At 63.0% G+C, this 22,105-nt stretch carries 19 protein-coding genes and 1 other RNA gene; 13 read left to right on the top strand and 7 right to left on the bottom strand.

Going from position 1 to position 22,105, the window contains the following annotated elements:
* Window positions 1–52 precede the first annotated feature (52 nt).
* Window positions 53–664, bottom strand: a complete 612-nt coding sequence (locus KIP88_RS08210; RefSeq protein WP_214487393.1) for a TetR/AcrR family transcriptional regulator — start codon at window positions 662–664, stop codon at window positions 53–55.
* Between the two features lie 111 nt (window positions 665–775).
* On the opposite strand from KIP88_RS08210, the gene KIP88_RS08205 reads away from it, so the two are divergent.
* From KIP88_RS08205 to KIP88_RS08195, 3 genes are all read left to right on the top strand, one after another.
* Window positions 776–2,008, top strand: coding sequence for a cytochrome P450 (locus KIP88_RS08205; RefSeq protein ID WP_214487392.1), 1,233 nt, complete (start codon window positions 776–778; stop codon window positions 2,006–2,008).
* Between the two features lie 170 nt (window positions 2,009–2,178).
* The gene (locus KIP88_RS08200; RefSeq protein WP_214487391.1) at window positions 2,179–5,820 is read left to right on the top strand and encodes an AsmA-like C-terminal region-containing protein; all 3,642 of its coding nucleotides are present in this window, start codon (window positions 2,179–2,181) and stop codon (window positions 5,818–5,820) included.
* Window positions 5,821–6,004: 184 nt separating this feature from the next.
* Window positions 6,005–7,798 carry an adenylate/guanylate cyclase domain-containing protein gene (locus tag KIP88_RS08195; protein ID WP_249790626.1) on the top strand — a complete coding sequence of 598 codons (1,794 nt, stop codon included), beginning with the start codon at window positions 6,005–6,007 and terminating at the stop codon, window positions 7,796–7,798.
* A gap of 374 nt (window positions 7,799–8,172) precedes the next feature.
* Here KIP88_RS08195 and KIP88_RS08190 read toward each other — a convergent pair whose 3' ends face one another.
* Complete coding sequence (locus KIP88_RS08190) at window positions 8,173–9,762, bottom strand: ABC-F family ATP-binding cassette domain-containing protein (RefSeq protein ID WP_214487389.1); 1,590 nt, start codon at window positions 9,760–9,762, stop codon at window positions 8,173–8,175.
* A 314-nt stretch (window positions 9,763–10,076) separates the two neighbouring features.
* Here KIP88_RS08190 and KIP88_RS08185 point away from each other — a divergent pair, with 314 nt between their 5' ends.
* Window positions 10,077–10,655, top strand: coding sequence for a lipopolysaccharide assembly protein LapB (locus tag KIP88_RS08185; protein ID WP_214487388.1), 579 nt, complete (start codon window positions 10,077–10,079; stop codon window positions 10,653–10,655).
* Between the two features lie 55 nt (window positions 10,656–10,710).
* Here KIP88_RS08185 and KIP88_RS08180 read toward each other — a convergent pair whose 3' ends face one another.
* The 5 genes from KIP88_RS08180 to ssrA all read right to left on the bottom strand — a co-directional run bounded on the left by KIP88_RS08180 (window position 10,711) and on the right by ssrA (window position 13,932).
* Window positions 10,711–10,971 carry a ribbon-helix-helix domain-containing protein gene (locus tag KIP88_RS08180; protein ID WP_214487387.1) on the bottom strand — a complete coding sequence of 87 codons (261 nt, stop codon included), beginning with the start codon at window positions 10,969–10,971 and terminating at the stop codon, window positions 10,711–10,713.
* Entirely contained in the window at window positions 10,968–11,156 is a 189-nt protein-coding gene (locus tag KIP88_RS08175) for a DUF4169 family protein (RefSeq protein WP_214487386.1), read from the bottom strand. The genes KIP88_RS08180 and KIP88_RS08175 overlap by 4 nt, the downstream gene beginning before the upstream one ends.
* A 271-nt stretch (window positions 11,157–11,427) precedes the next feature.
* The gene (gene fumC, locus KIP88_RS08170; RefSeq protein WP_214487385.1) at window positions 11,428–12,843 is read right to left on the bottom strand and encodes a class II fumarate hydratase; all 1,416 of its coding nucleotides are present in this window, start codon (window positions 12,841–12,843) and stop codon (window positions 11,428–11,430) included.
* Window positions 12,844–12,914: 71 nt separating this feature from the next.
* On the bottom strand, window positions 12,915–13,430 hold the full coding sequence (locus KIP88_RS08165; protein WP_214487384.1) for an SspB family protein: 516 nt from the start codon (window positions 13,428–13,430) through the stop codon (window positions 12,915–12,917).
* Between the two features lie 144 nt (window positions 13,431–13,574).
* Window positions 13,575–13,932: a transfer-messenger RNA gene (ssrA, locus tag KIP88_RS08160) on the bottom strand.
* Window positions 13,933–14,166: 234 nt separating this feature from the next.
* On the opposite strand from ssrA, the gene KIP88_RS08155 reads away from it, so the two are divergent.
* The 9 genes from KIP88_RS08155 to KIP88_RS08115 all read left to right on the top strand — a co-directional run bounded on the left by KIP88_RS08155 (window position 14,167) and on the right by KIP88_RS08115 (window position 21,981).
* Window positions 14,167–14,817, top strand: a complete 651-nt coding sequence (locus tag KIP88_RS08155) for a tripartite tricarboxylate transporter TctB family protein (protein ID WP_249790625.1) — start codon at window positions 14,167–14,169, stop codon at window positions 14,815–14,817.
* A 7-nt stretch (window positions 14,818–14,824) separates the two neighbouring features.
* The gene (locus tag KIP88_RS08150; RefSeq protein WP_214487383.1) at window positions 14,825–16,390 is read left to right on the top strand and encodes a tripartite tricarboxylate transporter permease; all 1,566 of its coding nucleotides are present in this window, start codon (window positions 14,825–14,827) and stop codon (window positions 16,388–16,390) included.
* 116 nt (window positions 16,391–16,506) lie between these two features.
* Window positions 16,507–17,490: a tripartite tricarboxylate transporter substrate binding protein BugD gene (locus KIP88_RS08145; protein WP_214487382.1), complete on the top strand. Its 984-nt coding sequence runs from the start codon at window positions 16,507–16,509 to the stop codon at window positions 17,488–17,490.
* Window positions 17,491–17,661: 171 nt separating this feature from the next.
* Complete coding sequence (locus tag KIP88_RS08140; RefSeq protein WP_214487381.1) at window positions 17,662–18,456, top strand: thymidylate synthase; 795 nt, start codon at window positions 17,662–17,664, stop codon at window positions 18,454–18,456.
* Window positions 18,457–18,475: 19 nt separating this feature from the next.
* A complete protein-coding gene (locus KIP88_RS08135) occupies window positions 18,476–18,961 on the top strand; it encodes a GNAT family N-acetyltransferase (protein ID WP_214487380.1) in 486 nt (161 codons plus the stop codon).
* Entirely contained in the window at window positions 18,961–19,473 is a 513-nt protein-coding gene (locus KIP88_RS08130; RefSeq protein WP_214487379.1) for a dihydrofolate reductase, read from the top strand. The genes KIP88_RS08135 and KIP88_RS08130 overlap by 1 nt, the downstream gene beginning before the upstream one ends.
* Before the next feature lie 172 nt (window positions 19,474–19,645).
* Window positions 19,646–20,788, top strand: coding sequence for an FtsH protease activity modulator HflK (gene hflK, locus KIP88_RS08125; protein ID WP_214487378.1), 1,143 nt, complete (start codon window positions 19,646–19,648; stop codon window positions 20,786–20,788).
* Window positions 20,785–21,687 carry a protease modulator HflC gene (gene hflC / locus KIP88_RS08120; RefSeq protein ID WP_214487377.1) on the top strand — a complete coding sequence of 301 codons (903 nt, stop codon included), beginning with the start codon at window positions 20,785–20,787 and terminating at the stop codon, window positions 21,685–21,687. The genes hflK and hflC overlap by 4 nt, the downstream gene beginning before the upstream one ends.
* Window positions 21,688–21,780: 93 nt before the next feature.
* Window positions 21,781–21,981: a DUF2065 domain-containing protein gene (locus tag KIP88_RS08115; RefSeq protein WP_214487376.1), complete on the top strand. Its 201-nt coding sequence runs from the start codon at window positions 21,781–21,783 to the stop codon at window positions 21,979–21,981.
* Window positions 21,982–22,105: the final 124 nt, after the last annotated feature.

Here is a 22,105-nt window from a genome sequence, read left to right as displayed (position 1 = left end):
TCTGCTCACGTTAGCGATTTGTGGTGGCTTTCGCGAGGCGGATATTTTCCTCTCAGGCCGATGAAATTCCCATCGTCCGCTGCAGGTCGCCGATGGCGCGAAAAAAGCTGTCGGGCGGCGTGGTCTCGGGATCGATCAGGCGGTGCAGCCGAAAGCCGTCTTCCAGCGCCAGCACCAGCGCGCCGGCCCATGTCGGATTGAGAATTGTCGTCCGGCCGCTGTTCCTGGCCGTGGTCTCGATGATGTCGGTGACCAGCTTTCGCCGGGCGCGCAGCCGCTTGGCAAGTTCAGGCCGGCGCTTTTCGGCGCGCGCCACGAACAGGATCATTTCCATATGCAGCAGGGGAGAGCGGCCGAGTGGATCGTGATGGCTTTTATCCATGCTCTTCAGCGCGTCGATGAAATCAGCAAGGTTCTTGTGCCTGTCGAGCAGATCGCGGATGCGCCCGATGGATTGCTCGACGTGATCCTCGAGCATGGCGATGATCAGTTCGTCCTTGCTCTTGAAGTTCGAATAGAACGCCCCGCGCGTGAAGCCGGCCGCCGCCGCAATCGCCTCGATGCTGGCGCCGCCGATGCCCTGTTCCTCGAACACGCGCGCCGCCGCTTCGAACAGCTTTTCGCGGGTGTCGTCCCTTGTGGGTCTGGTTCGCACTCTTGACATCTGCCCAGTTTAGGCGAGAATGCAACTCAATACAATAATGTATCGAGTTTCGATCGATCGGCTCCGGGGGGAAAACGCTTTGAACTGCGCACAGCAACCAGTGAGGTCACCATGAACGAGCATGTTCAGACTGCCAGTAGCGCGCCGCTGTTCAACCCGCTGGCCCCGGAGTTCATTCGCAACCCCTATCCCCACTACGAGCGGATGCGGACCACCGATCCGGTGCACCTGACGCCGCTCGGCATGTATGTCTGCAGCCGCCACGCCGAGGCCAGCCTCGTGCTGCGCGACAAGCGGTTCGGCAAGGATTACGTCGAGCGCACGATGCGCCGTTACGGCCCCAAGATCATGGACGAGCCGGTGTTCCGCAGCATGAGCCACTGGATGCTGCAGCAGGATCCGCCGGACCACACCCGCCTGCGCGGGCTGGTGGTGAAGGCGTTCACTGCGCGCCGCGTCGAGGACATGCGCCCGCGCATCCAGCAGATCGTCGACGAGACGCTCGACCGCATCATCCCGCAGGGCAAGATGGACCTGATCGAGGATTTCGCGTTCCGCCTGCCGGTCACCATCATCTGCGACATGCTCGGAATCCCCGAGGAGCATCGCGAGGTGTTTTATACGAGTTCGCGCGATGGCGGGCGCCTGCTCGATCCGGTGCCGCTGACGCCGGAGGAGATCAAGCAGGGCAACGCCGGCAATGCGATGGCGGCGATGTATTTCCAGCAGATGTTCGAGCTGCGGCGGAAGACCCCCGGCGACGACCTGATCACGCAGCTGGTTCAGGCCGAGGAGGACGGCCACAAGCTCTCCAACGAGGAGCTGACCGCCAATATCATCCTCCTGTTCGGCGCGGGCCACGAGACCACCGTCAACCTGATCGGCAACGGTTTGCTGGCGCTGCATCGCAATCCCGACCAGCTCGCGCTGCTCAAGGCCAGGCCCGAGCTCATCACCAACGCCATCGAGGAATTCCTGCGCTACGACTCCTCGGTACAACTAACCGGCCGGGTGGCGCTGGAAGACATCGAAGACCTCGGCGGAAAGCGAATTCCCAAGGGCGAGAGCGTGCTGTGTCTGCTGGGCTCGGCCAACCACGACCCCGCGGTCTATCCGGACCACCCGGAGCGCCTGGACATCGCCCGGCCCAATGTCAGGCCGCTGTCCTTTGGCGGCGGCATCCACTTCTGCCTCGGAGCCCAGTTGGCGCGAATCGAGGCCGAGGTCGCGATTTCGACCCTGCTGCGCCGGCTGCCGGACCTGCGGCTGGATGACGCTGTAAATCCGGAATGGCGGCCGACCTTCGTGCTGCGCGGCCTGAAGCGCCTGCCGGCGAGCTGGTAACGGCTCGGCGCGGCAATGTTAACCCTCGGCTCCGGTGCCTGGAGCCGGACAGGGCTCCTGTCAGTATGACGCTGTGACTTCGCCACACTTCTCTCTATATTCCGGGCAGCTCCGGGGCCGGGTTCGGCGTAGCGCGGCCTGCACGCCGGGGTGGTTCAAAGGGAGATACCGTGCAGACGACGCTGCTCGGCCTGGCAATCGCCTTCATCATTGCGCTGATTGCCGCACTCGTCGGGCCGTATTTCATTGACTGGAACCAGTTCCGGCCGCAATTCGAGGCCGAGGCGACGCGGATCATCGGCGCGCCGGTCCGTGTCGGCGGCAAGCTCGACGCCCGGCTGTTGCCGGCGCCGTCGCTGCAGCTGCGCTCGGTGGTGGTCGGCGGCGCCAACGATCTCGGCAAGGTTCGCGCCGACAAGCTCGACGTGGAATTCAGTCTGGGTTCGCTGATGCGCGGCGAGGTGCGCGCCACCGAATTAACCATCAACGGGCTGTCGCTCGATCTCGGGCTCGATGCGAAGGGGCGCATCGATTGGCCGGCGACGACCGGGACGGTCAATCTGGGCTCGCTGGCGATCGATCGGCTCAATCTCACCGGCCGCATCGCCCTGCATGATGCGGCCAGCCGCTCTACGCTCGAACTGAACGATATCGCCTTCAGTGGCGACGTGCGTTCGCTGGCCGGCTCGGTCCGCGGCGACGGCAACTTCATGCTGTCGGGCACGCGCTATCCGTTTCGCGTCTCCTCGGGGCAGGGCCCCGACGGCAATGGCACCCGCGTGCATCTCAATATCGATCCGGGCCAGCGCGCGCTCGCCATCGATCTCGATGGCGTCCTGAATTTCGATGCCCGCGCGCCGCGCTTCGAAGGCGCGATGACGCTGGCTGCTCCCGCCCAAAAGGGCAAGGGCGACGAACTGCCGTGGCGCATCGCCGCGAAGGTCAAGTCCGATTATTCGGCGGCGCGGCTCGAGCAGGTCGAGGTGACCTTTGGCCCGGAGGAACGCGCGCTGAAACTTTCAGGCAATGGCGACATCCGCTTCGGTGCGGAACCGCTTTTGCGCGCGGCGCTGTCGGCGCGCCAGCTCGATGCCGACAGGTTCGTCGCCAAGGACAACGCCGCTGAGCCGGCCCGCGCGTTACCGGCGCTGCGGGCGATCACATCAGTCGTTCCGCATCTGCCGGTCCGCGCGCAGATCGAACTCGCTTCCGAGCAGGTGATGCTGGGCGGACGCCCGTTGCAGGACATCGCTGCCGAATTGCAAGGCGATACCAAATCCTGGAGCCTCCGAAGACTGGAGTTCCGCGCGCCCGGCGCGACCAGGGTTTCGCTCAGCGAGGCCAGTGCGAAGAGCGTTACGCCTGATAGCTTCAAGGCCGCGCTCAGCGTCGAATCCTCCGATCCCGAGGCGCTGCTGACCTGGCTGCAGGGCCGCGGCGAGACCGCCTATCGCAGCCAGAAGCCGCTTCGGCTGCGCGGCGACGTGACCGTGGCACCCGAGGGCTTTGCCATCGACGCCATGAAGGCCGACATCGATGGCGGCACGGTGGAGGGGCGGGTCGTGGTGTCGTACCGGCAAGCCGTTCACGGCTCCCGGGTCGATGCGGAGCTGAAGGCGGAGCGTCTCGATCTCGATGCCGCCACGGCCTTTGCGCGGTCGCTGGCGGGGCCGCAAGGCGAGTGGCCCGACGAGGCGAAGCTTTCGCTCGATATCGGCCGCGCCACCTCCGCCGGCCAGGAGTTGAGCCCGCTGCTCGCCAGACTAGCCTACTCGCCGGCGAAGATATCGCTCGAGCAGTTGAAGGTCGGCCAGCTTGAAAGCGTGACGCTGGACGGCGCGGGCAATTTCGACCGCGTCAGCGCGACCGGATGGTTCGCGCTCAATTCGAGCGCCGCCTCGCTCAGCCGGTTGACCAGCTTGATCGTTCCCTTTTCACCGGCGCTGGCTGCGCGACTTAATGCGATGGGGACCAGCCCTGGCCCGGCGCGCCTGAAGCTGGCGCTCGATCTCACCAGAAATGCGACGCAGTCCGACCGGGTCCAGGCGCGTGCCGTCGCTGATCTCGACTCACCGCTACTCAAGGGCGTCACCACGATCACAGGCAGGCCGGCTGTCGCGGCAATCCAGGGCCTCGATCTCGCAGCCCTCGGGCGCAGTGAAGTCTGGGTCGATTCGAAATTGTCGTCCGAGCAAGGTCGCGCCTTGCTTGCCGGGCTCGGTCTTGATCGCGTCGTCGCGGCGGGTGATGGCCCTGGGCAGTTCGAGGGCACCGCGACCGGCGCGTGGGGTGCGCCATTGCGGCTCAAGGCAAAGATCTCGGCAACGGGCATTGATGCCGAAGCGGAAGGCTCCGCCGAGCCATGGGCGCCGGAGGCGCAGGCAAATCTCGGCCTGAAAGTTCGCCGCGCCGATTTCGGGCCGCTGCTCGGTCTCAAGCCGGCGGATACGCTGGCGCAGAACATCGGCCTGTCTTCGCGCGTGCAGCTCACCGGCAACAAGCTGATCTTCGACGATCTCGACAGCAGCGCCGGCGGTTCGCGTCTGCGCGGCAGCGTGGCGGTGACGCTCGGTGAGGAGAAGGAGATCGAGGGTGAAATCGGCGCCGACCAGCTCGCGCTGGCGCCGGCGTTTGCGTTGGCGGTCGGCGCCGCCGGACATGATGCCGCCGAGCCGCTCGGCACCGGGCTGGCGAAGGGCTGGCGCGGCAGGATCGCGTTTCAGGCGCTGCGCGGCCTGCTTCCGGGCGGAAGCGAATTGCAGCCGGTGAGCGGGGTGATCAAGAGCGACGGCCAGTCGCTGAGCTTCGATGCCATCAAAGGCAAGATCGGCGGCGGCGAAGTCACCGCCAGCATGGATACGAAGCCGGGCGCGAGCGGCATTGTGTTGAATGCGAGCGTTCAGTTCTCCGGCGTCGACGGCACGGCGCTGCGCTATCGTAACCTCGCGATGCCGGCCGGCCGCGCGTCGATGCAGATGACGCTGACGAGCCAGGGCCGCAGCGCCTCTGCGCTGGCAGGCGCGCTGTCCGGCAGCGGAACGCTGACGCTGGAGGCGGCCAGGATCTCGGGCCTCGATCCGCGCGCCTTCGAAGTAGCGGTCCGCGCCAATGACAGCGGGCAGGCAAAGGACGACGTTCGATTGAAGCAGATTGTCGAAGCCGCTCTTCCGGCCGGCGCGCTTGCGGTTCCTTCCGCGCAAATCCCGTTCACCGTCAGGGACGGCCGGCTTCGCGTGGGCTCGACGACGCTGGACGGCAATGGCGTGCGGGCCACTGTCTCCGGCGGATACGATATCGGCGCCGATCAGGCCGATATCCGAGCCGCCCTTTCCTTGACGATGACGACCGGGCGTCCGGAGATTCAACTGCTTGCGGTGGGCACGCCCGACGCGATGAGCCGCAGCGTCGACGTTGCTCCATTGTCTTCGTGGCTGGCGGTGCGCGCGATCGATCACGAAACCCGAAGGCTCGATGCGATCGAACGTGGCGAGCCGCCGCCGCCGGCGCCGCCGCCAATCGTGCTGCCCGCGGAGGGACTATCGCCGATTCCGGAGGCGGCGCTGCCGCCCGCGCCGGTGGCCCCGAAGGGTCGAGGTCCACGGCAGCCTCCCGCGAAGAAGGCAACGGCGCCGCGTCCGCCCGTCGTCAATGCGCCGCCGCCGCCCGTCGCCGGCCAGCCGCAGGTTGCGCCACTGCCGCCGCCGATCGACGTGAAGCCCGCGCCGGGCGCGGCCAAGCAGAAGCAGCAGCCGCCGCGTCCGCCGCTGGCGCTGACGCCGCAGGTCGCCAATCCGCCGCCGCGCTCGAACTAGGGCATGGACTCATTAGCGCGCAGCCATAGGCAGCCGGTCGCTTTGGGGCAAAGCGGACATCAAATGAAAGGCAGCGCACGCAGACTCGGTCGAAAATGATCCAACTCGGACATTGGCCCTAGCCCAAGGGCAACGCCCCATGCTTTGGTATGTCCGACGGATCTACCGATCTCGGGAGGCCGTTTTGACCGACAATCGCGTTGAACGGCGGCTTGCAGCTATCCTTGCGGCTGATGTGGCTGGGTATAGTCGCCTGACCGGCTTGGACGAGGAAGGGACACACGTCCGGCTGAGGGAGCGTTTGCGTGGGCTCGCTGATCCCAAGATCAGCGAGCATCGTGGCAAGGTCGTCAAGCACACGGGCGATGGCGTGCTCGCTGAGTTCGGCAGTGTCGTAGATGCGGTGCGCTGCGCCATTGAGGTCCAGCGCGGTATGGCTGAGCAAAATGCTACCATGCCGCAGGCCAAGCGGATCGAATTTCGCATCGGCATCCACGTCGGCGACATCATCGTCGATGACAACGATATCTTTGGCGACGGCGTCAACATCGCCGCTCGCCTTGAAGGGATTGCGGAGCCGGGTGGCGTTTGCATCTCTGACGACGCACAACGTCAGGTCCGCGGGAAGGTCAATTTCGCCTTTGAGGATATGGGTCCGCAGAACCTGAAGAATATTGTTGAACCGATGCGGGCGTGGCGGTTGAGGATGAATGCGAGCGGTTCTGCGGCAGCGCCGAATGAGCCGCCTGTCGGGAGCACGCAAGCTCTGGCGCTCCCCGACAAGCCGTCTATCGCCGTGCTTCCATTCGAGAACATGAGTGGCGATCCCGAGCAGGATTATTTCGCCGATGGCATGGTGGAGGACATCATCACTGGACTGTCACGGTCCAAGTCGCTGTTCGTCATCGCACGTAATTCCAGTTTCACCTACAAAGGCAAAGCCGTCGATATCAAGCAAGTTGGGCGTGAACTCGGCGTCCGCTACGTGCTGGAGGGCAGCGTCCGCAAGGCCGGCAATCGCGTTCGTATCACAGGACAGCTCATTAATGCCGAGACGGCTAACCATATCTGGGCAGACAGATACGACAGTACACTCGAAGACATTTTCGATTTGCAGGATCGTGTGACGACGAGCGTAATAGGCGCAATCGCGCCTCAACTTGAGTGGTCCGAAATTGCGAGGGCTCAGCGCAAACCGACCGAGAGCCTGCAAGCGTACGATTACTATCTTCGCGCCCTGGCAAGTTTTTATCGCTTTACACCAGAAGCGAATATAGAGGCGCTTAAGCTCACCCGGACGGCAAACAATCTCGATCCCGGCTATGCAGCCCCATTCGCGTTGGGAGCAACTTGCTATGTCCAACGGTGGGGGTTTGGCTGGAATATTGCTGATGCTGAAGATGAAACTGAGGCTCGCCGATTGACGAGGCGGGCCCTTGAGCTTGGTAAAGATGATCCCCTGGTGCTTGCACTAGCTGGGCAAGCCCTCGGGCTATTCATAGGAGAGGTACAGGAGGGATCGGCGCTACTGGCGCGGGCTATAAGCCTCGATCCAAATTTGGCCGCCGCACGATTCTGGAACGGCTATGTACAGCTTTATCTCGGTGACGGAGATGCCGCGATAGAACAATTCCAAATCGGTCTACGGATGAGCCCCCTCGATCCACGAATTTATTTGGCCCAGAATGGAATAGCAGCTGCTCATTTCTCAGCTGGTCGATATGAGGATGGTTCCTTGTGGGCGAAAATTGCTGTGCAACAGAACCCCAATTTTGTAGCTGCACATCACACCCTGATCGCTTGCCATGCGATGGCCGGACGGGTTGAAGAAGCGCGACAGGCTTGGGCGGTCGCGAGACAAATCGACCCCACCCAGCGACTCTCGACTGTTTTAAGTAAGCGGTACCGCCTTCGGCGATCCAAAGATATTATTCAACGGTATGCGGAAGCGTTCCGGATAGTGGGGATGCCGGAATGACGACGCGCCGCCTCGCAGCCATTCTCGCGGCAGATGTCCTCGGCTACAGCCGCTTGATGGGCATAGCGAAGTCGCGACGCTAGACTGGAGATGTTGAGGGCACATCGGCGTTCAATAGTACAGCCAACGCGGTCGTCGCGACCAAATCCGGCGCAAGACACCGCAGCATTCAGCCGAGCAGGGCATAAAGGCTCCCACCGAGCTTGCTGACGCTCGCCGGTGATGTGATCGAATAGCGACGTTCTTTGCTGCGGTGCATGAGTCCGAGTGTGGCACTTCCCGTCACTTCGCTGCCGTGCGGTAACGGCGTCGCTCTAAGGGCAAAGCAGACATTTTTTCTGTACGTCACATCACCGGTTTTATAGGTACATGGCCTAACCGAGCACGATCTCCCGTCCGATCCCGATCGCCCGCAAGAACGCCTCGTCGTGGCTGACGACGATCAACGCGCCGTCGAATCCTTTCAGAGCATCTTCCAGTTCCTCGATCGCGGCGAGATCGAGATGGTTCGTCGGCTCGTCCAGCAGCAGCAGGAACGGCGGCTGCGGGCGGGCGAATACGCAGGCCAGGCCCGCGCGCAGCAGTTCGCCGCCTGAGAGTGTGGCCGCGATCTGCAGCGCCGCCCGGTTACGGAACGCAAACCGTGCCAGCGCCGCGTGGGCCTCGTTGGCCGAGAGCTCCGGATTCAAGCGGCGCAGATTGTCGAGAATGCTCTCCGCCGGATCGAGCAGGCCGATGTGCTGATCGAGTACGGCAATGCGGTCGGTGAGGCGGCCGACGTCGCCGCTTGCAGGTTTCAGTTCGCCGGTGAGCAGGCGGAACAAGGTGGTCTTGCCAGAACCGTTGGCGCCGCGGATGGCGATCCGCTCGGGTCCGCGAACGTCGAATGACAGCGGACCGAACAGATGTCGCTCTCCGAAGGCCATCACCACGTCTTTCAACGCAATGAGTTCGCGGCCGCCGGGCAGGTGGGTGCGCGGCAGATCGATCGAAAGCGGCGTCAGGATCTCGACTTGCGCCCTGGCCATCTCCAGCGCCTCGGTGCGCTCGCCGAGCAGGCGGCCGGCGAGCTGGCTGTCGCGCGCGGCGCTGTTCTCGGCGCGCTCCTTCTCGCGGTCCATGAACATCTTGTCCTCGATGCCCTTGGCGCGCCAGGCGCGGCCGGCCTTGTCGCGGCGCGCCTTCTTTTCCCGGGCCTTCTGCAGCGCGCGTTCGGTGTTGCGCAGGGCATCCGAGGCGCGGTCGAGGCCATCGGCGGCGCGGGTGCGGGCAGCCTCGCGCGCTTCGGTAAAGGCGGACCACGCGCCGCCGAATATGCTGATGCCGATCGGCGTCAGTTCGACGATGCGGTCGACGCGCTCCAGCAGCGCGCGGTCATGGCTGGCGACGAGGACGCCGCCCTGCCAGCGTTCGAGCAACTGCGCCACGGCCTGCCGGCCGTCAGCGTCGAGATTGTTGGTGGGCTCGTCCAGCAGCAGCAGATCCGGCGCCGCGATCAGGAGGCGCGCCAGCGCGAGGCGCGTTCGCTCGCCGCCGCTCAGGGAGACGATCGGGCGATGCAGTGGCAACGACGGCAGTCCGGCTTCGACCAGCGCCACCTGTATTCTCGCTTCCAGCGTCCAATCAGCCTCCGCGACGTCATCAAGCGATGCTTGAAGCGATCCTTGGCCGTGTTCGAGCCGGCGCAGCCGGGCAAGATCGCCGGCGACGCCGAGCGCCTCGTCGACCGTCAGTCGTTCATCGGTCAGTTGCGCCAGCATGCCGATCGAGCCGATGCGTTGCAGCGATCCGCCTGCTGGTTCGATCTCGCCCGCGATCAGGCGAAGCAATGTGGATTTGCCGCAGCCGTTGCGGCCGACAAGGCCGGTGCGCTCGCGCCCGATGGCGAGCGTCAATCCATCGAACAGCGGACGTCCGTCAGGGGTGGCGAGGGAGATGGAATCCAGAACGAGAAAGGCAGGCATGGAGAGCTTCCGAAAATGGACTGAGGTCGCGAGGCGCGGTCAGCTTTGCGATGTCCATTTCTCTCTCCAGGGTTCTCGGTGACGGGTCTTCTTCCGTCAGTCTTTGTCTTCCGTCGGTCTTCGTCGGGTTCCTCCCGCCGCTTTTGCGGGGAACTGCGACGACCATCAATTAAATACGCATTGCCCCGTCATTCGTCCAGCCTGCCGCAACGCGCAACGCTTCTGCGCGGCCGGCGGGAATACTTGCCGCCCGGCGGGGTCTGTACCTGCGGCTGGACCATGGACTCGCTCACGCAGGAAAACCGGAGGTTCGCATGTTGAAATCGGCAATCAAGCTCGCAACGCTGGCACTGTTTTCGGTGGCTCTGGTCGCAGCGCCGCCATCCGTTCCGGCCTTTGCGGCGGGAGGCGGCGGCGATCCACCTTCGGCCACCCCGCCACCGCCGGACACCAGATCCGCTCCCAGATCGAGCGCCAAATCCAAGAAGAAGCCCAGCAAACAGTCGAGCGTCGACGATGCCGCCTTCCGGCAGGGATACCGCGCCGCCCATGCGACGATCTATGAGCGCAACGATTATGCCGCCGCCATCGGACAGCTAAAGGCGCTCGGCCACGACGACAACGCAGGTGTCGCCAATCTGATCGGCTATTCCTATCGCAAGCTCGGCGACTACAAGCTGTCGCAGACCTGGTATGAGCGCGCGCTGAAGGCGGACCCGAACCACGTGCTGACGTGGCAGTATTACGGGCTGTGGCAGATCGAGCAGGGCAATCGCGACCAGGCGTCGTATCATCTCAGCCGTATCGCGGCGATTTGCGGCACTGCTTGCGAAGAATATCGGTCGTTGGCCACGGCGCTCGAAAAGCCGCCCGGCACCGGACTCGTTTATTGAGCGTTGCGGTGGAGCAGAGCGGGCGCGCTTGCGGCGCGCTCGCCTGATCTAAACCTTAAGCCTGCGGCCGCGGCGCGTCCGGCGCGGCAGCCGGCGGCATGGCGCGGGTGCGGAAATAGTCGAGCACGAAAAGTCGGATCGCCGAGGACAGATTGCCCTGCTGGCGATTGCTGTCGATCTCGCCGACCAGCTCGGACAAGGTCATGTTCCGCAGCCCCGAGATTTCCTTCATGCCGTTCCAGAACGCCTCTTCGAGGCTGACGCTGGTCTTGTGGCCGGCGACCACGATCGAGCGTTTGACGACGGGTGACTTCATGACGCGCCTCCGTCATCGAGCTTGTGCTGGTCCAAAAGATCGCCGGCGCGATCCTTGCGACGTTCATCGAGCGCGCGTTCGGCCTTGGTCCGGCCGAAGCGCGCGCGGTTGGCATCGGCTTGCCTTGCCGATTGTTCCCGTTCGCTACGCTTCTTGAATCGCTTCAGGTTGATCACGTCTGCCATGTTCGCTTCCATCATCCGGCGACTCGAAGGCATGATAATTCATTGGCTGAAAAAACGTCGTGTCGTGCGCTGGCAAATTGCATAGTCATTCGGAATCCCCGTGTAGGACTCTCTGATAGCATCAAAAAATATGTTTCGCTCTGCGAAAACCGAATAATTCCTGCTCCTACCATGCGTCGATGCAATCGCGATAGATGATCAACCTCATTCTTCAGGTATGATCCATAATTTATATTTCTCACCCGTAGTTTCCCGGGGATGGCCGTGGCCTTCAGCCCGGGTGTGTCATTTTGTCCGGCTGCACCAGGCGTTCGAATTCGGCGGCGTTCACAAACCCGAGGCGCACAGCCTCTTCCTTCAATGTTGTTCCGCGCGCGTGCGCCGATTTGGCGACCTTCGCCGCGTTGTCGTATCCGATCTTCGGAGCCAGCGCGGTGACCAGCATCAGCGAGCGCTCCATCAAATCGCGAATTCGCTTTTCGTCGGCGCGTATGCCCACCACGCAATGTTCGGTGAACGAGCGCGCCGCGTCCGACAGCAGTTGAATGGAATGCATCATACAATATGCCAACACGGGTTTGTAAACATTCAATTCGAAATGTCCCTGGCTCCCGGCAACGGTGACGGCTGTCTGGTTACCGAACACCTGACAGCAGACCATGGTGATCGCTTCGCACTGGGTCGGGTTGACCTTGCCGGGCATGATCGACGAGCCCGGTTCGTTTTCCGGCAGGATCAATTCGCCGAGACCGGAACGCGGGCCCGAGCCCAAGAGGCGAATGTCGTTGGCGATCTTGAACAGGCCGGTCGCCACCGAATTGATCGCGCCATGCACCATGACATAGGCGTCGTTGGAAGCCAGCGCCTCGAATTTGTTTGGCGCGCTGGTGAAGGGCAGTCGTGTGATTTTCGCGACGTGCCTGGCAAACAGTTTTGCAAATCGCGGCTTCGAGTTGAGGCCGGTGCCGACGGCAGTTCCGCCCTGCGCCAGCGGGAACAGTTCCTTCACCGCAATGCGCAGCCGCGCGATGCCGCTCTCGACCTGCGCAGCATAGCCGGAAAATTCCTGCCCCAGCGTCAATGGCGTTGCGTCCTGGGTGTGGGTTCGCCCGATCTTGACGATCTTTGCGAACGCCTTTTCCTTCTTGCGCAATTCACGATGCAGTTCGGTGAGCGCCGGAATCAGGTCGGCGATGATGCGTCCCGCGGCGGCGATATGCATTGCCGTCGGAAACGAATCGTTCGACGACTGACTCATGTTGACGTGATCGTTGGGATGAACCGGCTCCTTGGCGCCGAGCTTGCCGCCCAGCAACACGTTGGCGCGGTTGGCGATCACCTCGTTGAGGTTCATGTTGCTCTGGGTGCCGGAGCCGGTCTGCCAGACGACCAGAGGAAAGTGATCGTCGAGCTTGCCTTCGATCACTTCGCGTGCGGCGCGGATGATGGCGCCGGCGCGGCGCGCATCGAGCAAGCCGAGTTCCCGGTTGGTTTGGGCGGAGGCGAGTTTAACGAGGCCGAGCGCATGGACGATCGCGATCGGCATGCGATCCTGTCCGATCTTGAAATTCTGTCGCGAGCGCTCGGTTTGCGCGCCCCAATAGCGGTCGGCGGGAACGTCGATCGGACCGAAGCTGTCGGTCTCGCTGCGGGTAGATTTGTTTCCGGATGTTTCTGATCGAGCCATACGTAATGTCCGTTGCGCCGTGAGATGGCGGAACGTGTACATTACAGCGTCGCGGTTTTTCCGCGCGTAGATTATTTCTTACGAAAACGATCCAGCCGCACCACTTCCGCGCCTTCGCCCGTCTTCGCCGGCTCGTCCTTGCTTTCCGCGGCGGGCTCCGGCGCGGCGACGGGTAGCGCAGACGGAGCGGGGACCGCGGGCAACTTCGCCGCAGGCGCCTCTGCCACGGCTTCGGACGGCTCGAATTGCAGGCCGAACTGCACCGACGGATCGAGAAAACTCTTGATCGCGGCGAACGGCACCACCAGCCGCTCCGGAATGCCGCCGAACGACAGGCCGACCTCGAAACGATCCTCGGTCACCACCAGATCCCAGAACTGGTGCTGCAGGATGATCGTCATCTCTTCCGGATATTGCGCCAACAGCCGCGGCGAGAGCTTCACGCCGTCGGCGGTGGACAGGAAGGTGATGAAGAAATGATGCTCGCCCGGCAGGCCGTGTTCGGCGGCGTCGGTCAGCACGCGGCGCAGCACACCGCGCAGCGCGTCGCGCGCCAGCACGTCATAACGGATATGGTCGGTCGCCATGGTCGTCCTGTTACGTTGGATGGCCGCCGGTCTCCCGACTCGCCCCTTTGCCCCATGCTACCCCGGCGGGAGCCGCAGGTCAGCAGGCGTGAGGGAGCGAATTTGCGGCAGAACGGCGTCGTCGGCCGGATATGAAAAGAATAAAGTGGAGGCTTCTGTTGCCAGGTGCCTCCGAACCCCGCCTAGCGGAGCTTAACCCACTAGGACTTTAGACTTGGTCTTTCAAACTGCGTTACGCAGCCTGAGCAACCGGAGCATAGTTGTCGTTTGCAACTATTGCATAGCCCGATAACGGCGGAACCATACCGAGAAAAAACTCGCCCTTTACGCCCTCGTCGATCCTGGTTCGCCCCCGCCGAAACCCGCACCAAAGGGGTGGGCTTGGGTGGAGGCGCCGGGTACTGCCCCCGGGTCCGAATGGTTTATTGCGACGGTCATTTATTTCCATAGCCGGCGAACCGGCCCCCCCAATATAGGGTGCAAGTTTGGAGAAAAATAGGGCCAAAGGCGCTGAACGGCAGGGGATTACCGGCCCCGGGGCTTTCGGTTTGACATCGCTCAGTTGCGGTTTCGCCGCGAATTCGACCATTCCCGAAGCGCACCAGATGCCGATCGCGTCCCAGCATCAGGATTTCGCCGGCATGGCGTCTGGATCGCGTGTCCGATCGGCTAATGCTCGGATGTTGCTGTGCTCCAATCGCAATGGTTGCGATCTGCGGCCCTTCGGTGAGCCTGATTGCAAGCTTACGACATCATTTGCCAATCGGCCCGGAAGCTTTTTGGGTTTTGCTGGCGTTGTCTGAGGAAACTCGCTAGCAAGTTTCCGGGACAAGTATTCAGGTTATCCAAGCAACGGGCTCAAGCCCGCTTTGGGGGAGGAGTATCCATGAACGCCACGCCCGGCCAGGAGCCGGTCAAATCTTTCTTGCCGAAATGGGTTCGCGGCCCGCAGGATTTCATCGGCGGAGTAGCCCTGATGGCTATCGCCTTGTTCGCCCTTTGGGCGTCGAGCGACCTGCAGGGCATGCGCGGATTTTCGTTCGGCGCCGGCACGGCGCCCCGGATGTTTGGATTTCTGCTGCTGGGTCTGGGCGCTGCCGTCGCCCTCGTCGGCGTTTTCACCGAAGGCGCTCACCTCGCGAAATACCACTGGCGGGGTCCTCTGTTTGTTTCGCTGGCGATCCTGTCGTTTGCCTTTACGATCCGGCCGATGGGAATGATCTTCGCGGCCATGGCAAGCTTCGTCATCGCGGCATGCGGAACACCGGAGACACGGTGGGTAGAAACACTGATCGTCGGCGCCTGCCTGACGGCGTTTTGCGCCCTGCTATTTCCATACGCGCTCGGACTGCCTTTGCAGCTCCTGCCGACTTTCCTGATACGTTGAGGGTACGATGGGAGATATCTTCTCAAATCTTGGGCTCGGCTTCGGTGTCGTTTTCCAGTTCGTACAGTGGACGCCCGCCTTTCTGGGCGGAGCTTCGATTCCGATTCCCGTCAACATTCTGCTGTGTCTGATCGGCGCGCTGGTCGGCACGCTGGTGGGCGTGCTGCCGGGCATCGGCACCATCGCCACTGTCGCCATGCTGCTTCCGATTACCTTTGGCCTGCCGCCGGTTGGCGCGCTGATCATGCTGGCCGGCATCTATTACGGTGCGCAGTATGGCGGCTCGACCACCTCGATCCTGGTCAACATTCCCGGTGAGGCCGGCTCGGTGGTCACCGCGCTGGACGGCTTCCAGATGGCGAAAAAGGGCCGCGCCGGTCCGGCGCTCGCGATCGCCGCGATCGGATCGTTCTTCGCCGGCTGTGTCGCGACCGTGCTGATCGCGCTGCTGGGCGCGCCGCTCACCAAGCTCGCGCTGGCGTTCGGTCCTGCCGAATATTTCTCGCTGATGGTTCTCGGCCTGATCTTTGCGGTTGTGCTCGCAAAGGGGTCGGTGCTGAAGGCGATCGCGATGATCGTGTTCGGACTGCTGCTGTCCATGGTCGGGTCCGACATCGAGACCGGTGCGTCTCGCATGGCTTTCAACATTCCCGAACTCGCCGACGGACTTGGCTTCGCCACGGTGGCGATGGGCCTGTTCGGTTTTGCGGAGATCATCAGAAATCTCGATGCTGGCGGTGAAACCGATCGCAAGCTGGTTCAGGAAAAAGTCACGGGTCTGATGCCGACGCGGAAAGACCTCAAGGATTCGGCCCCCGCGATTCTGCGCGGCACCGTGCTTGGATCGTTGCTCGGTATTCTGCCGGGCGGTGGCGCCGTGATCGCTTCCTTCGCCGCCTACACGCTCGAAAAGAAGATATCTAAGAATCCGTCGCAGTTTGGCCACGGGGTGATCCAGGGCGTCGCGGCGCCCGAAAGCGCCAACAATGCTGCGGCCCAGACCTCGTTCATCCCGTTGCTCACGCTGGGTATCCCACCCAACGCCGTCATGGCGCTGATGGTTGGCGCGATGACGATTCACGGCATCGTGCCGGGTCCCCAGGTAATGCAGAAGCAGCCGGAACTCGTTTGGGGCATGATTGCCTCAATGTGGGTCGGCAATCTGATGCTGCTAATCATCAACCTGCCGCTGGTTGGGATCTGGGTGCGGCTGTTGCGGGTGCCTTATCGCCTGATGTTTCCGGCGATCGTGGTTTTCTGCTCCATCGGCATCTACTCAGTGAACAACGCCCCAACGGACGTCATGCTCGCAGGCGCGTTCGGCTTGGTCGGCTACTGGCTGATCAAGCACGATTTCGAGCCGGCGCCGTTGCTGCTCGGCATGGTGCTCGGACCGCTGATGGAAGAAAACCTGCGTCGTGCACTTCTGATCTCGCGCGGTGACTGGTCAGTGTTCCTGACCCGCCCGTTGTCGGCGGTGCTGATGGCGATCGCTGCGGGCCTGCTTGTGCTTGCGGTATTGCCTTCGCTGCGCAAGAAGCGCGACGAGGTCTTTGTGGAGTCGGAGAACTGACCTGCGTCTGTGCGTCGCAGCCCGAAGTCTGGTTGACTTCGGGCTAATTTTCTATGCCATGGAAAATGATGCCGGCCGGCGGGATCGGCACTGCAACGGATATCGGGAGGTCAAAAATGAATTGGTACGGTCGCTCGCTCGCGAGCGGTTTTCTGGCAGTGCTTGCCGGAATGGGCTTGTCTTCTTCGCAGGCTCAGGCTCAGGCCTATCCGACGCGCAGCATCACCATGATCGTGCCGTTCGCGGCGGGCGGTCCGACCGATGTCATCGCGCGCATCGTCACCGGCCACATGGCGCAGACGCTCGGTCAAGCCATCATCATCGAAAACGTCGTCGGCGCCGGCGGCACCACCGCCACCACGCGCGCGTCGAAGGCCGCCAATGACGGCTATACGTTGATAACAGGGCATATGGGCACGCATGCGGCCTCGGTGCCGCTTTATCCCAAGCTCGCCTATCACCCGGAAAAGGATTTCGAGCCGGTCGGACTGCTCGCAGGCACGCCGATCCTGATCCTGGCGCGCAAGGATCTGCCGCCAAAGGATCTCAAGGAATTCATCACCTACGTCAAAGCGAACGAAAGCAAGGTCAACGCGGCGCATGCCGGCGTCGGCTCGGTCTCGAACGTCTCGTGCGAGTTGCTGAACTCGGTCCTCGGGGTCAAGCCGATCGGCGTTCCCTTCAACGGCACCGGTCCGGCGATGAACGCGCTGGTGGCCGGGCAGGTCGATTACATGTGCGACCAGATCGTCAATGCCGTGCCGCAGGTCAACGGCGGCACCATCAAGGCCTATGCCGTGGCGACAGCGGAGCGCAATCCGTCGCTACCCGATGTTCCCACCACCACCGAGGCCGGGCTGCCGGCGTTCCAGGCCCAGGCGTGGAACGCGATCTTCGCGCCGAAGGGAACGCCTGCGGATGTCGTCGCCAAATTGAACGCCGCCGTCGTCAAGGCGCTGGATGACGAGGGCGTGCGCAAGCGCCTGCTCGATCTCGGCAGCGTGATCCCGGCTCCCGCCGACCGCACCCCTGCGGCGCTGGGAACGCTGGTGAAGAACGAAATCGCCAAGTGGACGCCGGTGCTCAAAGCGGTGAATTAATCCACACAATCAAGGCAATGGGCGAGGGGCGGGACGCAGGTTCCGCCCCTTGTCGTTTGTGCCGGGGATGATCATTTTTCCGGGTATAATCGCCGGGAGGGGTCGAATCGGCGTGTCGATCGGCTATCCCGGTCGTTAAATTCGCCTTCCCGAAAGGCCCGAAACTCAGCCATGAACCAGTACCACGACCTGCTCGAACGGATCCTCTCTGACGGCGCGGAAAAGCACGACCGCACCGGCACCGGCACGCTGTCGATCTTCGGTCACCAGATGCGGTTCAACCTGTCGGCCGGTTTTCCGATGCTGACCACCAAGCGGTTACCGCTGAAGGCGATCGTGCACGAATTGCTGTGGTTCCTCGCCGGCGACACCAACATCAAATACCTCAAGGACAATGGCGTTTCGATCTGGGATGAATGGGCCGACGCCAATGGCGATCTCGGCCCGGTCTACGGCTCGCAATGGCGGTCATGGCCGGCGCCTGATGGCCGCAGCATCGACCAGATTTCCAACGTCGTCGACATGATCAGGCGCAATCCGGATTCGCGGCGGCTGATCGTGAGCGCCTGGAATCCGGCCGACGTCGACAAGATGGCGCTGCCGCCCTGTCACTGCCTGTTTCAGTTCTACGTCGCGAACGGCAAGCTCTCCTGCCAGCTCTATCAGCGTTCCGCCGATGTGTTTCTCGGCGTGCCCTTCAACATCGCTTCCTATTCGCTGCTGACCATGATGGTCGCGCAGGTGACGGGCCTGAAGCCCGGTGATTTCGTGCACTCACTCGGCGATGCCCATCTCTACTCCAACCACCTCGAACAGGCGCGGCTGCAACTGACGCGGCCGACGCGCCAATTGCCGGCCATGAAGATCAATCCGGAGGTGAAGGATATCTTCGCGTTCCGTTACGAGGACTTTGCGCTCGAAGGCTACGATCCGCACCCGCACATCAAGGCCGAAGTGGCTGTATGAGCAGCGGTTTGAGCATCTGATGTCCCTCGCGATCCGCCGCGCGCGCCCGGGCGAAGCGGGACTTGTCCTGTCCTTCGTTCGCGAACTCGCCGAGTACGAAAAGCTGCTTCACGAAATGGAGGCGACGGAGGCCGACATCGATGCGGCGCTGTTCGGCGCCAATCCGCGATTGTTTTGCGAGATCGCCGAATGGAACGGGATGCCTGCCGGTTTCGCGGTCTGGTTCGTCAATTTCTCGACCTTCAGCGGCCGCTCCGGGATCTATCTGGAAGATCTGTTCGTTCGCCCGGCGCTGCGCGGCAAGGGCATCGGCAAGGCGCTCCTCGTGCATCTCGCCAGGGAATGCGTGGCAAACGGCTGGTCGCGTCTGCAATGGTCGGTGCTGGACTGGAACACGCCGTCGATCGAATTCTACAAATCGCTCGGCGCGGTCCTGATGGACGAGTGGACGATTTGCCGGGTCGGCGGTCCTGATCTGGCGGCGCTGGCGCAAGGGACGCGGTAATGGAAATCGTTCTCGTCGTTGCGGTCGCGGAGAATGGCGTGATCGGGGCAAGTGGCGCCATTCCGTGGCGGCTGAAATCGGACATGGCGCGCTTCAAGGCGCTGACGACAGGAAAGCCCGTGGTGATGGGGCGCAAGACCTTCGTCTCGATCGGCCGGCCGCTTCCCGGACGGACCAATATCGTCGTCACCCGCGACTTGGGCTTTCGCGCCGATGGCGTGGTGGTTACCCATTCCTTCACCGACGCGAAGGCGATCGCCACGGGCGATGCGCTGCGACGTTTCGCCACTGAGATCGCTGTGATCGGCGGCGCGGAAATCTATGCCCAATGGATGGACAGCGCCGATCGCCTGGAGTTAACCGAGGTGCATGCCCGGCCCGACGGCGACACGCGTTTCCCGGCCGTCGATGAAACCGCTTGGGAAGAGGTGGCGCGGGTGCGGAATCCGGCCGGCCCGCACGACAGTGCCGATTTCTCCTATGTGACATTTCGTCGGCGCCAACAGCGTTAACCTCGCTAACCAATGTTTGCATTGACAATTATGGCGTCAGGCATAGCTGCTTCGAGCGGTAAGCTTGCGTTGTAAGGGACCTAGCGGTCCCCTATAAAGCCGGGCGGATATGCGAGGCTTAAGGCATCTTGCCCAACAGGCGGACCCGGGCCCCCCGCAGAGGAGAGTTTATATGCCGTGGAAGAATCAAGGCGGAGGCGGACCGTGGGGCCAGGGTCCCAAGGGACCATGGGGCGGCGGTCCGCAATCGGTCGGGCCGAGGCCACCCGACCTGGAAGACCTTCTGCGGCGCGGCCAGGACAGGCTGCAGCAGCTTCTGCCGGGCGGACATTTCAGCGGCATGGGCGTCGCGCTGGTGCTGGTTGGCGCGCTGGCGATCTGGGGATTGTCCGGATTCTTCCGCGTGCAGTCGGAAGAACTCGGCGTCGTGCTGCGCTTCGGCAAGCATGTGCGCACCGTGCAACCCGGCCTGAACTATCATCTGCCGTATCCGATCGAGACCGTGCTGCTGCCGAAGGCGTTGCGCGTCTCCACCCTCTCGATCGGCATGTCGCTGATCGACGATCCGGCACGGCGCGGCCGCACCATGCGGGACGTGCCGGAAGAAAGCCTGATGCTGACCGGCGACGAGAACATCGTCGACGTCGACTTCACCGTGTTGTGGCGGATCAAGCCCGACGGCGTCGGCAATTTTCTCTTCAACATCCAGAATCCCGAAGGCACCGTGAAAGCGGTGGCCGAGAGCGCGATGCGCGAGGTGATCGGGCGTTCGCAGATCCAGCCGATCCTCACCGGCGCCCGCAACACGACCGAGCAGGCCGTCCAGGAGCTGATGCAGAAGACGCTCGATCAATACGGCTCCGGCGTTCAGATCACGCAGGTGCAGATGCAGAAGGTCGACCCGCCCGCGCAGGTGATCGACGCGTTCCGCGACGTGCAGGCCGCGCGCGCCGACTTCGAGCGGCTGCAGAACGAGGCGCAGACTTATGCCAACCGCGTCATTCCCGACGCACGTGGCCGCGCTGCGCAGATTCTGCAGGTTGCTGAAGGCTACAGGGAACAGGCGATTGCCGAGGCCAAGGGCCAGAGTTCGCGCTTCGAGAAGGTCTTTGACGAATACAAGAAGGCGCCTGATGTGACGCGGCAACGACTTTATCTGGAGACGATGGAGCGGATCCTCGGCGGTTCCGAGAAGCTGGTCTATGACGGCGGCAACTCCGCACAGGGCGTCGTGCCGTTTCTTCCGCTCAGCGAATTGACGCCGCGCCGGCCGGCGCCCACGGCTGGCCAGCAGCAGCAGGGAGGCACCCGATGAAGTCTCCGGTTGCAGGTATTGTCACCCTGGTCGTGCTGTTCCTCGCGGCTATCGTGATTTACAGCTCGATCTTCACGGTGTCGCAGACCGAACAGGCGCTCGTGGTCCGGCTCGGCCGGCCGGTCGACGTCGTGTCCGAGCCGGGCCTTAACTTCAAGGCGCCGTTCATCGACACCGTCATCAGCATCGACAAGCGCATCCTCGATCTGGAAAATCCGTCCCAGGAAGTCATCGCTTCCGACCAGAAGCGGCTCGTCGTCGACGCCTTCGCCCGCTACCGGATCAAGAATCCGTTGCGCTTCTATCAGAGCATCGGTTCGATCCAGGCCGCCAACATCCAGCTCACGACGCTGCTGAACGCGTCGCTGCGCCGCGTGCTGGGTGAGGTCACCTTCATCAATGTGGTGCGCGACGAACGCGAGGGCCTGATGACGCGCATCCGCGACCAGCTCGACAGGGAGGCCGATCAGTACGGCATTCAGGTCGTCGACGTGCGTATCCGCCGCGCCGATCTGCCGGAGGCCAACAGCCAGGCGGTCTATCAGCGCATGCAGACCGAACGGCAGCGCGAGGCGGCGGAGTTCCGCGCCCAGGGCGGCCAGAAGTCGCAGGAGATCCGCTCCAAGGCCGATCGCGAGGCGACGGTCATCGTCGCGGAGGCCAATTCGACCGCCGAGCAGACTCGCGGCGTGGGCGACGCCGAACGCAACCGGCTGTTCGCCGAGGCCTATGGCAGGGATCCGGAGTTCTTTGCCTTCTATCGTTCGATGTCGGCCTATGAGACCGGGCTCCGCTCCAACGACACCCGTTTCCTGCTGCGGCCGGATTCCGAGTTCTTCCGCTTCTTTGCCAATCCGTCGGGCCATCCGCCGACGGCCGCGGCGGCGCCGAAGCCATAGACGTCCGGGCCGGAATACACGCGTTACGGCGAAGCGGACCCGCTTCGCCGGCATAAAAGCAAAAGGCGCTTGAATAGCGGGGGTTGGTGTCCGATGAGGTCCATAGCGTTCACCGACTTCCTCGTCGGTGTGGGCATCCTCTTTGTGCTCGAGGGCCTGATGTTCGCCGCCAGCCCGGCCTGGATGCGCCGGGCGATGAAGAGCGCGCTGGCTACGCCTGACAATATCCTGCGGATCGTCGGCATCGTCTCGGCGGTCGTGGGTCTGCTCCTGATCTGGTTCGTGCGGCGGTAAGACGGTCACCGTCATTTCGGGACGGTCCGAAGGACAGTACCCACGATGTGCAATTGCACATCGGGGATGTGCCATTGTACACCCGGGAACTTCGAGATTTTGCGCCGTGCAATGGCACGCCTTA

Origin of the sequence: Bradyrhizobium sp. SRL28 (assembly GCF_018596315.1) — a bacterium.
Lineage (GTDB): Bacteria > Pseudomonadota > Alphaproteobacteria > Rhizobiales > Xanthobacteraceae > Bradyrhizobium.
Note: the sequence above shows the minus strand (reverse complement) of the source record. Positions and strands in the feature narration are given on the sequence as shown.

Bases quoted from the DNA above. Each gene is read 5' to 3' on its own strand.
- KIP88_RS08180 (WP_214487387.1), bottom strand. From the start codon at position 10,971: ATGAAGTCACCCGTCGTCAAACGCTCGATCGTGGTCGCCGGCCACAAG.
- hflK (WP_214487378.1), top strand. From the start codon at position 19,646: ATGCCGTGGAAGAATCAAGGCGGAGGCGGACCGTGGGGCCAGGGTCCC.
- KIP88_RS08190 (WP_214487389.1), bottom strand. From the start codon at position 9,762: ATGCCTGCCTTTCTCGTTCTGGATTCCATCTCCCTCGCCACCCCTGAC.
- KIP88_RS08115 (WP_214487376.1), top strand. From the start codon at position 21,781: ATGAGGTCCATAGCGTTCACCGACTTCCTCGTCGGTGTGGGCATCCTC.
- KIP88_RS08145 (WP_214487382.1), top strand. From the start codon at position 16,507: ATGAATTGGTACGGTCGCTCGCTCGCGAGCGGTTTTCTGGCAGTGCTT.
- KIP88_RS08185 (WP_214487388.1), top strand. From the start codon at position 10,077: ATGTTGAAATCGGCAATCAAGCTCGCAACGCTGGCACTGTTTTCGGTG.
- KIP88_RS08205 (WP_214487392.1), top strand. From the start codon at position 776: ATGAACGAGCATGTTCAGACTGCCAGTAGCGCGCCGCTGTTCAACCCG.
- KIP88_RS08175 (WP_214487386.1), bottom strand. From the start codon at position 11,156: ATGGCAGACGTGATCAACCTGAAGCGATTCAAGAAGCGTAGCGAACGG.
- KIP88_RS08150 (WP_214487383.1), top strand. From the start codon at position 14,825: ATGGGAGATATCTTCTCAAATCTTGGGCTCGGCTTCGGTGTCGTTTTC.
- KIP88_RS08140 (WP_214487381.1), top strand. From the start codon at position 17,662: ATGAACCAGTACCACGACCTGCTCGAACGGATCCTCTCTGACGGCGCG.
- KIP88_RS08130 (WP_214487379.1), top strand. From the start codon at position 18,961: ATGGAAATCGTTCTCGTCGTTGCGGTCGCGGAGAATGGCGTGATCGGG.
- KIP88_RS08210 (WP_214487393.1), bottom strand. From the start codon at position 664: ATGTCAAGAGTGCGAACCAGACCCACAAGGGACGACACCCGCGAAAAG.
- hflC (WP_214487377.1), top strand. From the start codon at position 20,785: ATGAAGTCTCCGGTTGCAGGTATTGTCACCCTGGTCGTGCTGTTCCTC.
- KIP88_RS08165 (WP_214487384.1), bottom strand. From the start codon at position 13,430: ATGGCGACCGACCATATCCGTTATGACGTGCTGGCGCGCGACGCGCTG.
- KIP88_RS08135 (WP_214487380.1), top strand. From the start codon at position 18,476: ATGTCCCTCGCGATCCGCCGCGCGCGCCCGGGCGAAGCGGGACTTGTC.
- fumC (WP_214487385.1), bottom strand. From the start codon at position 12,843: ATGGCTCGATCAGAAACATCCGGAAACAAATCTACCCGCAGCGAGACC.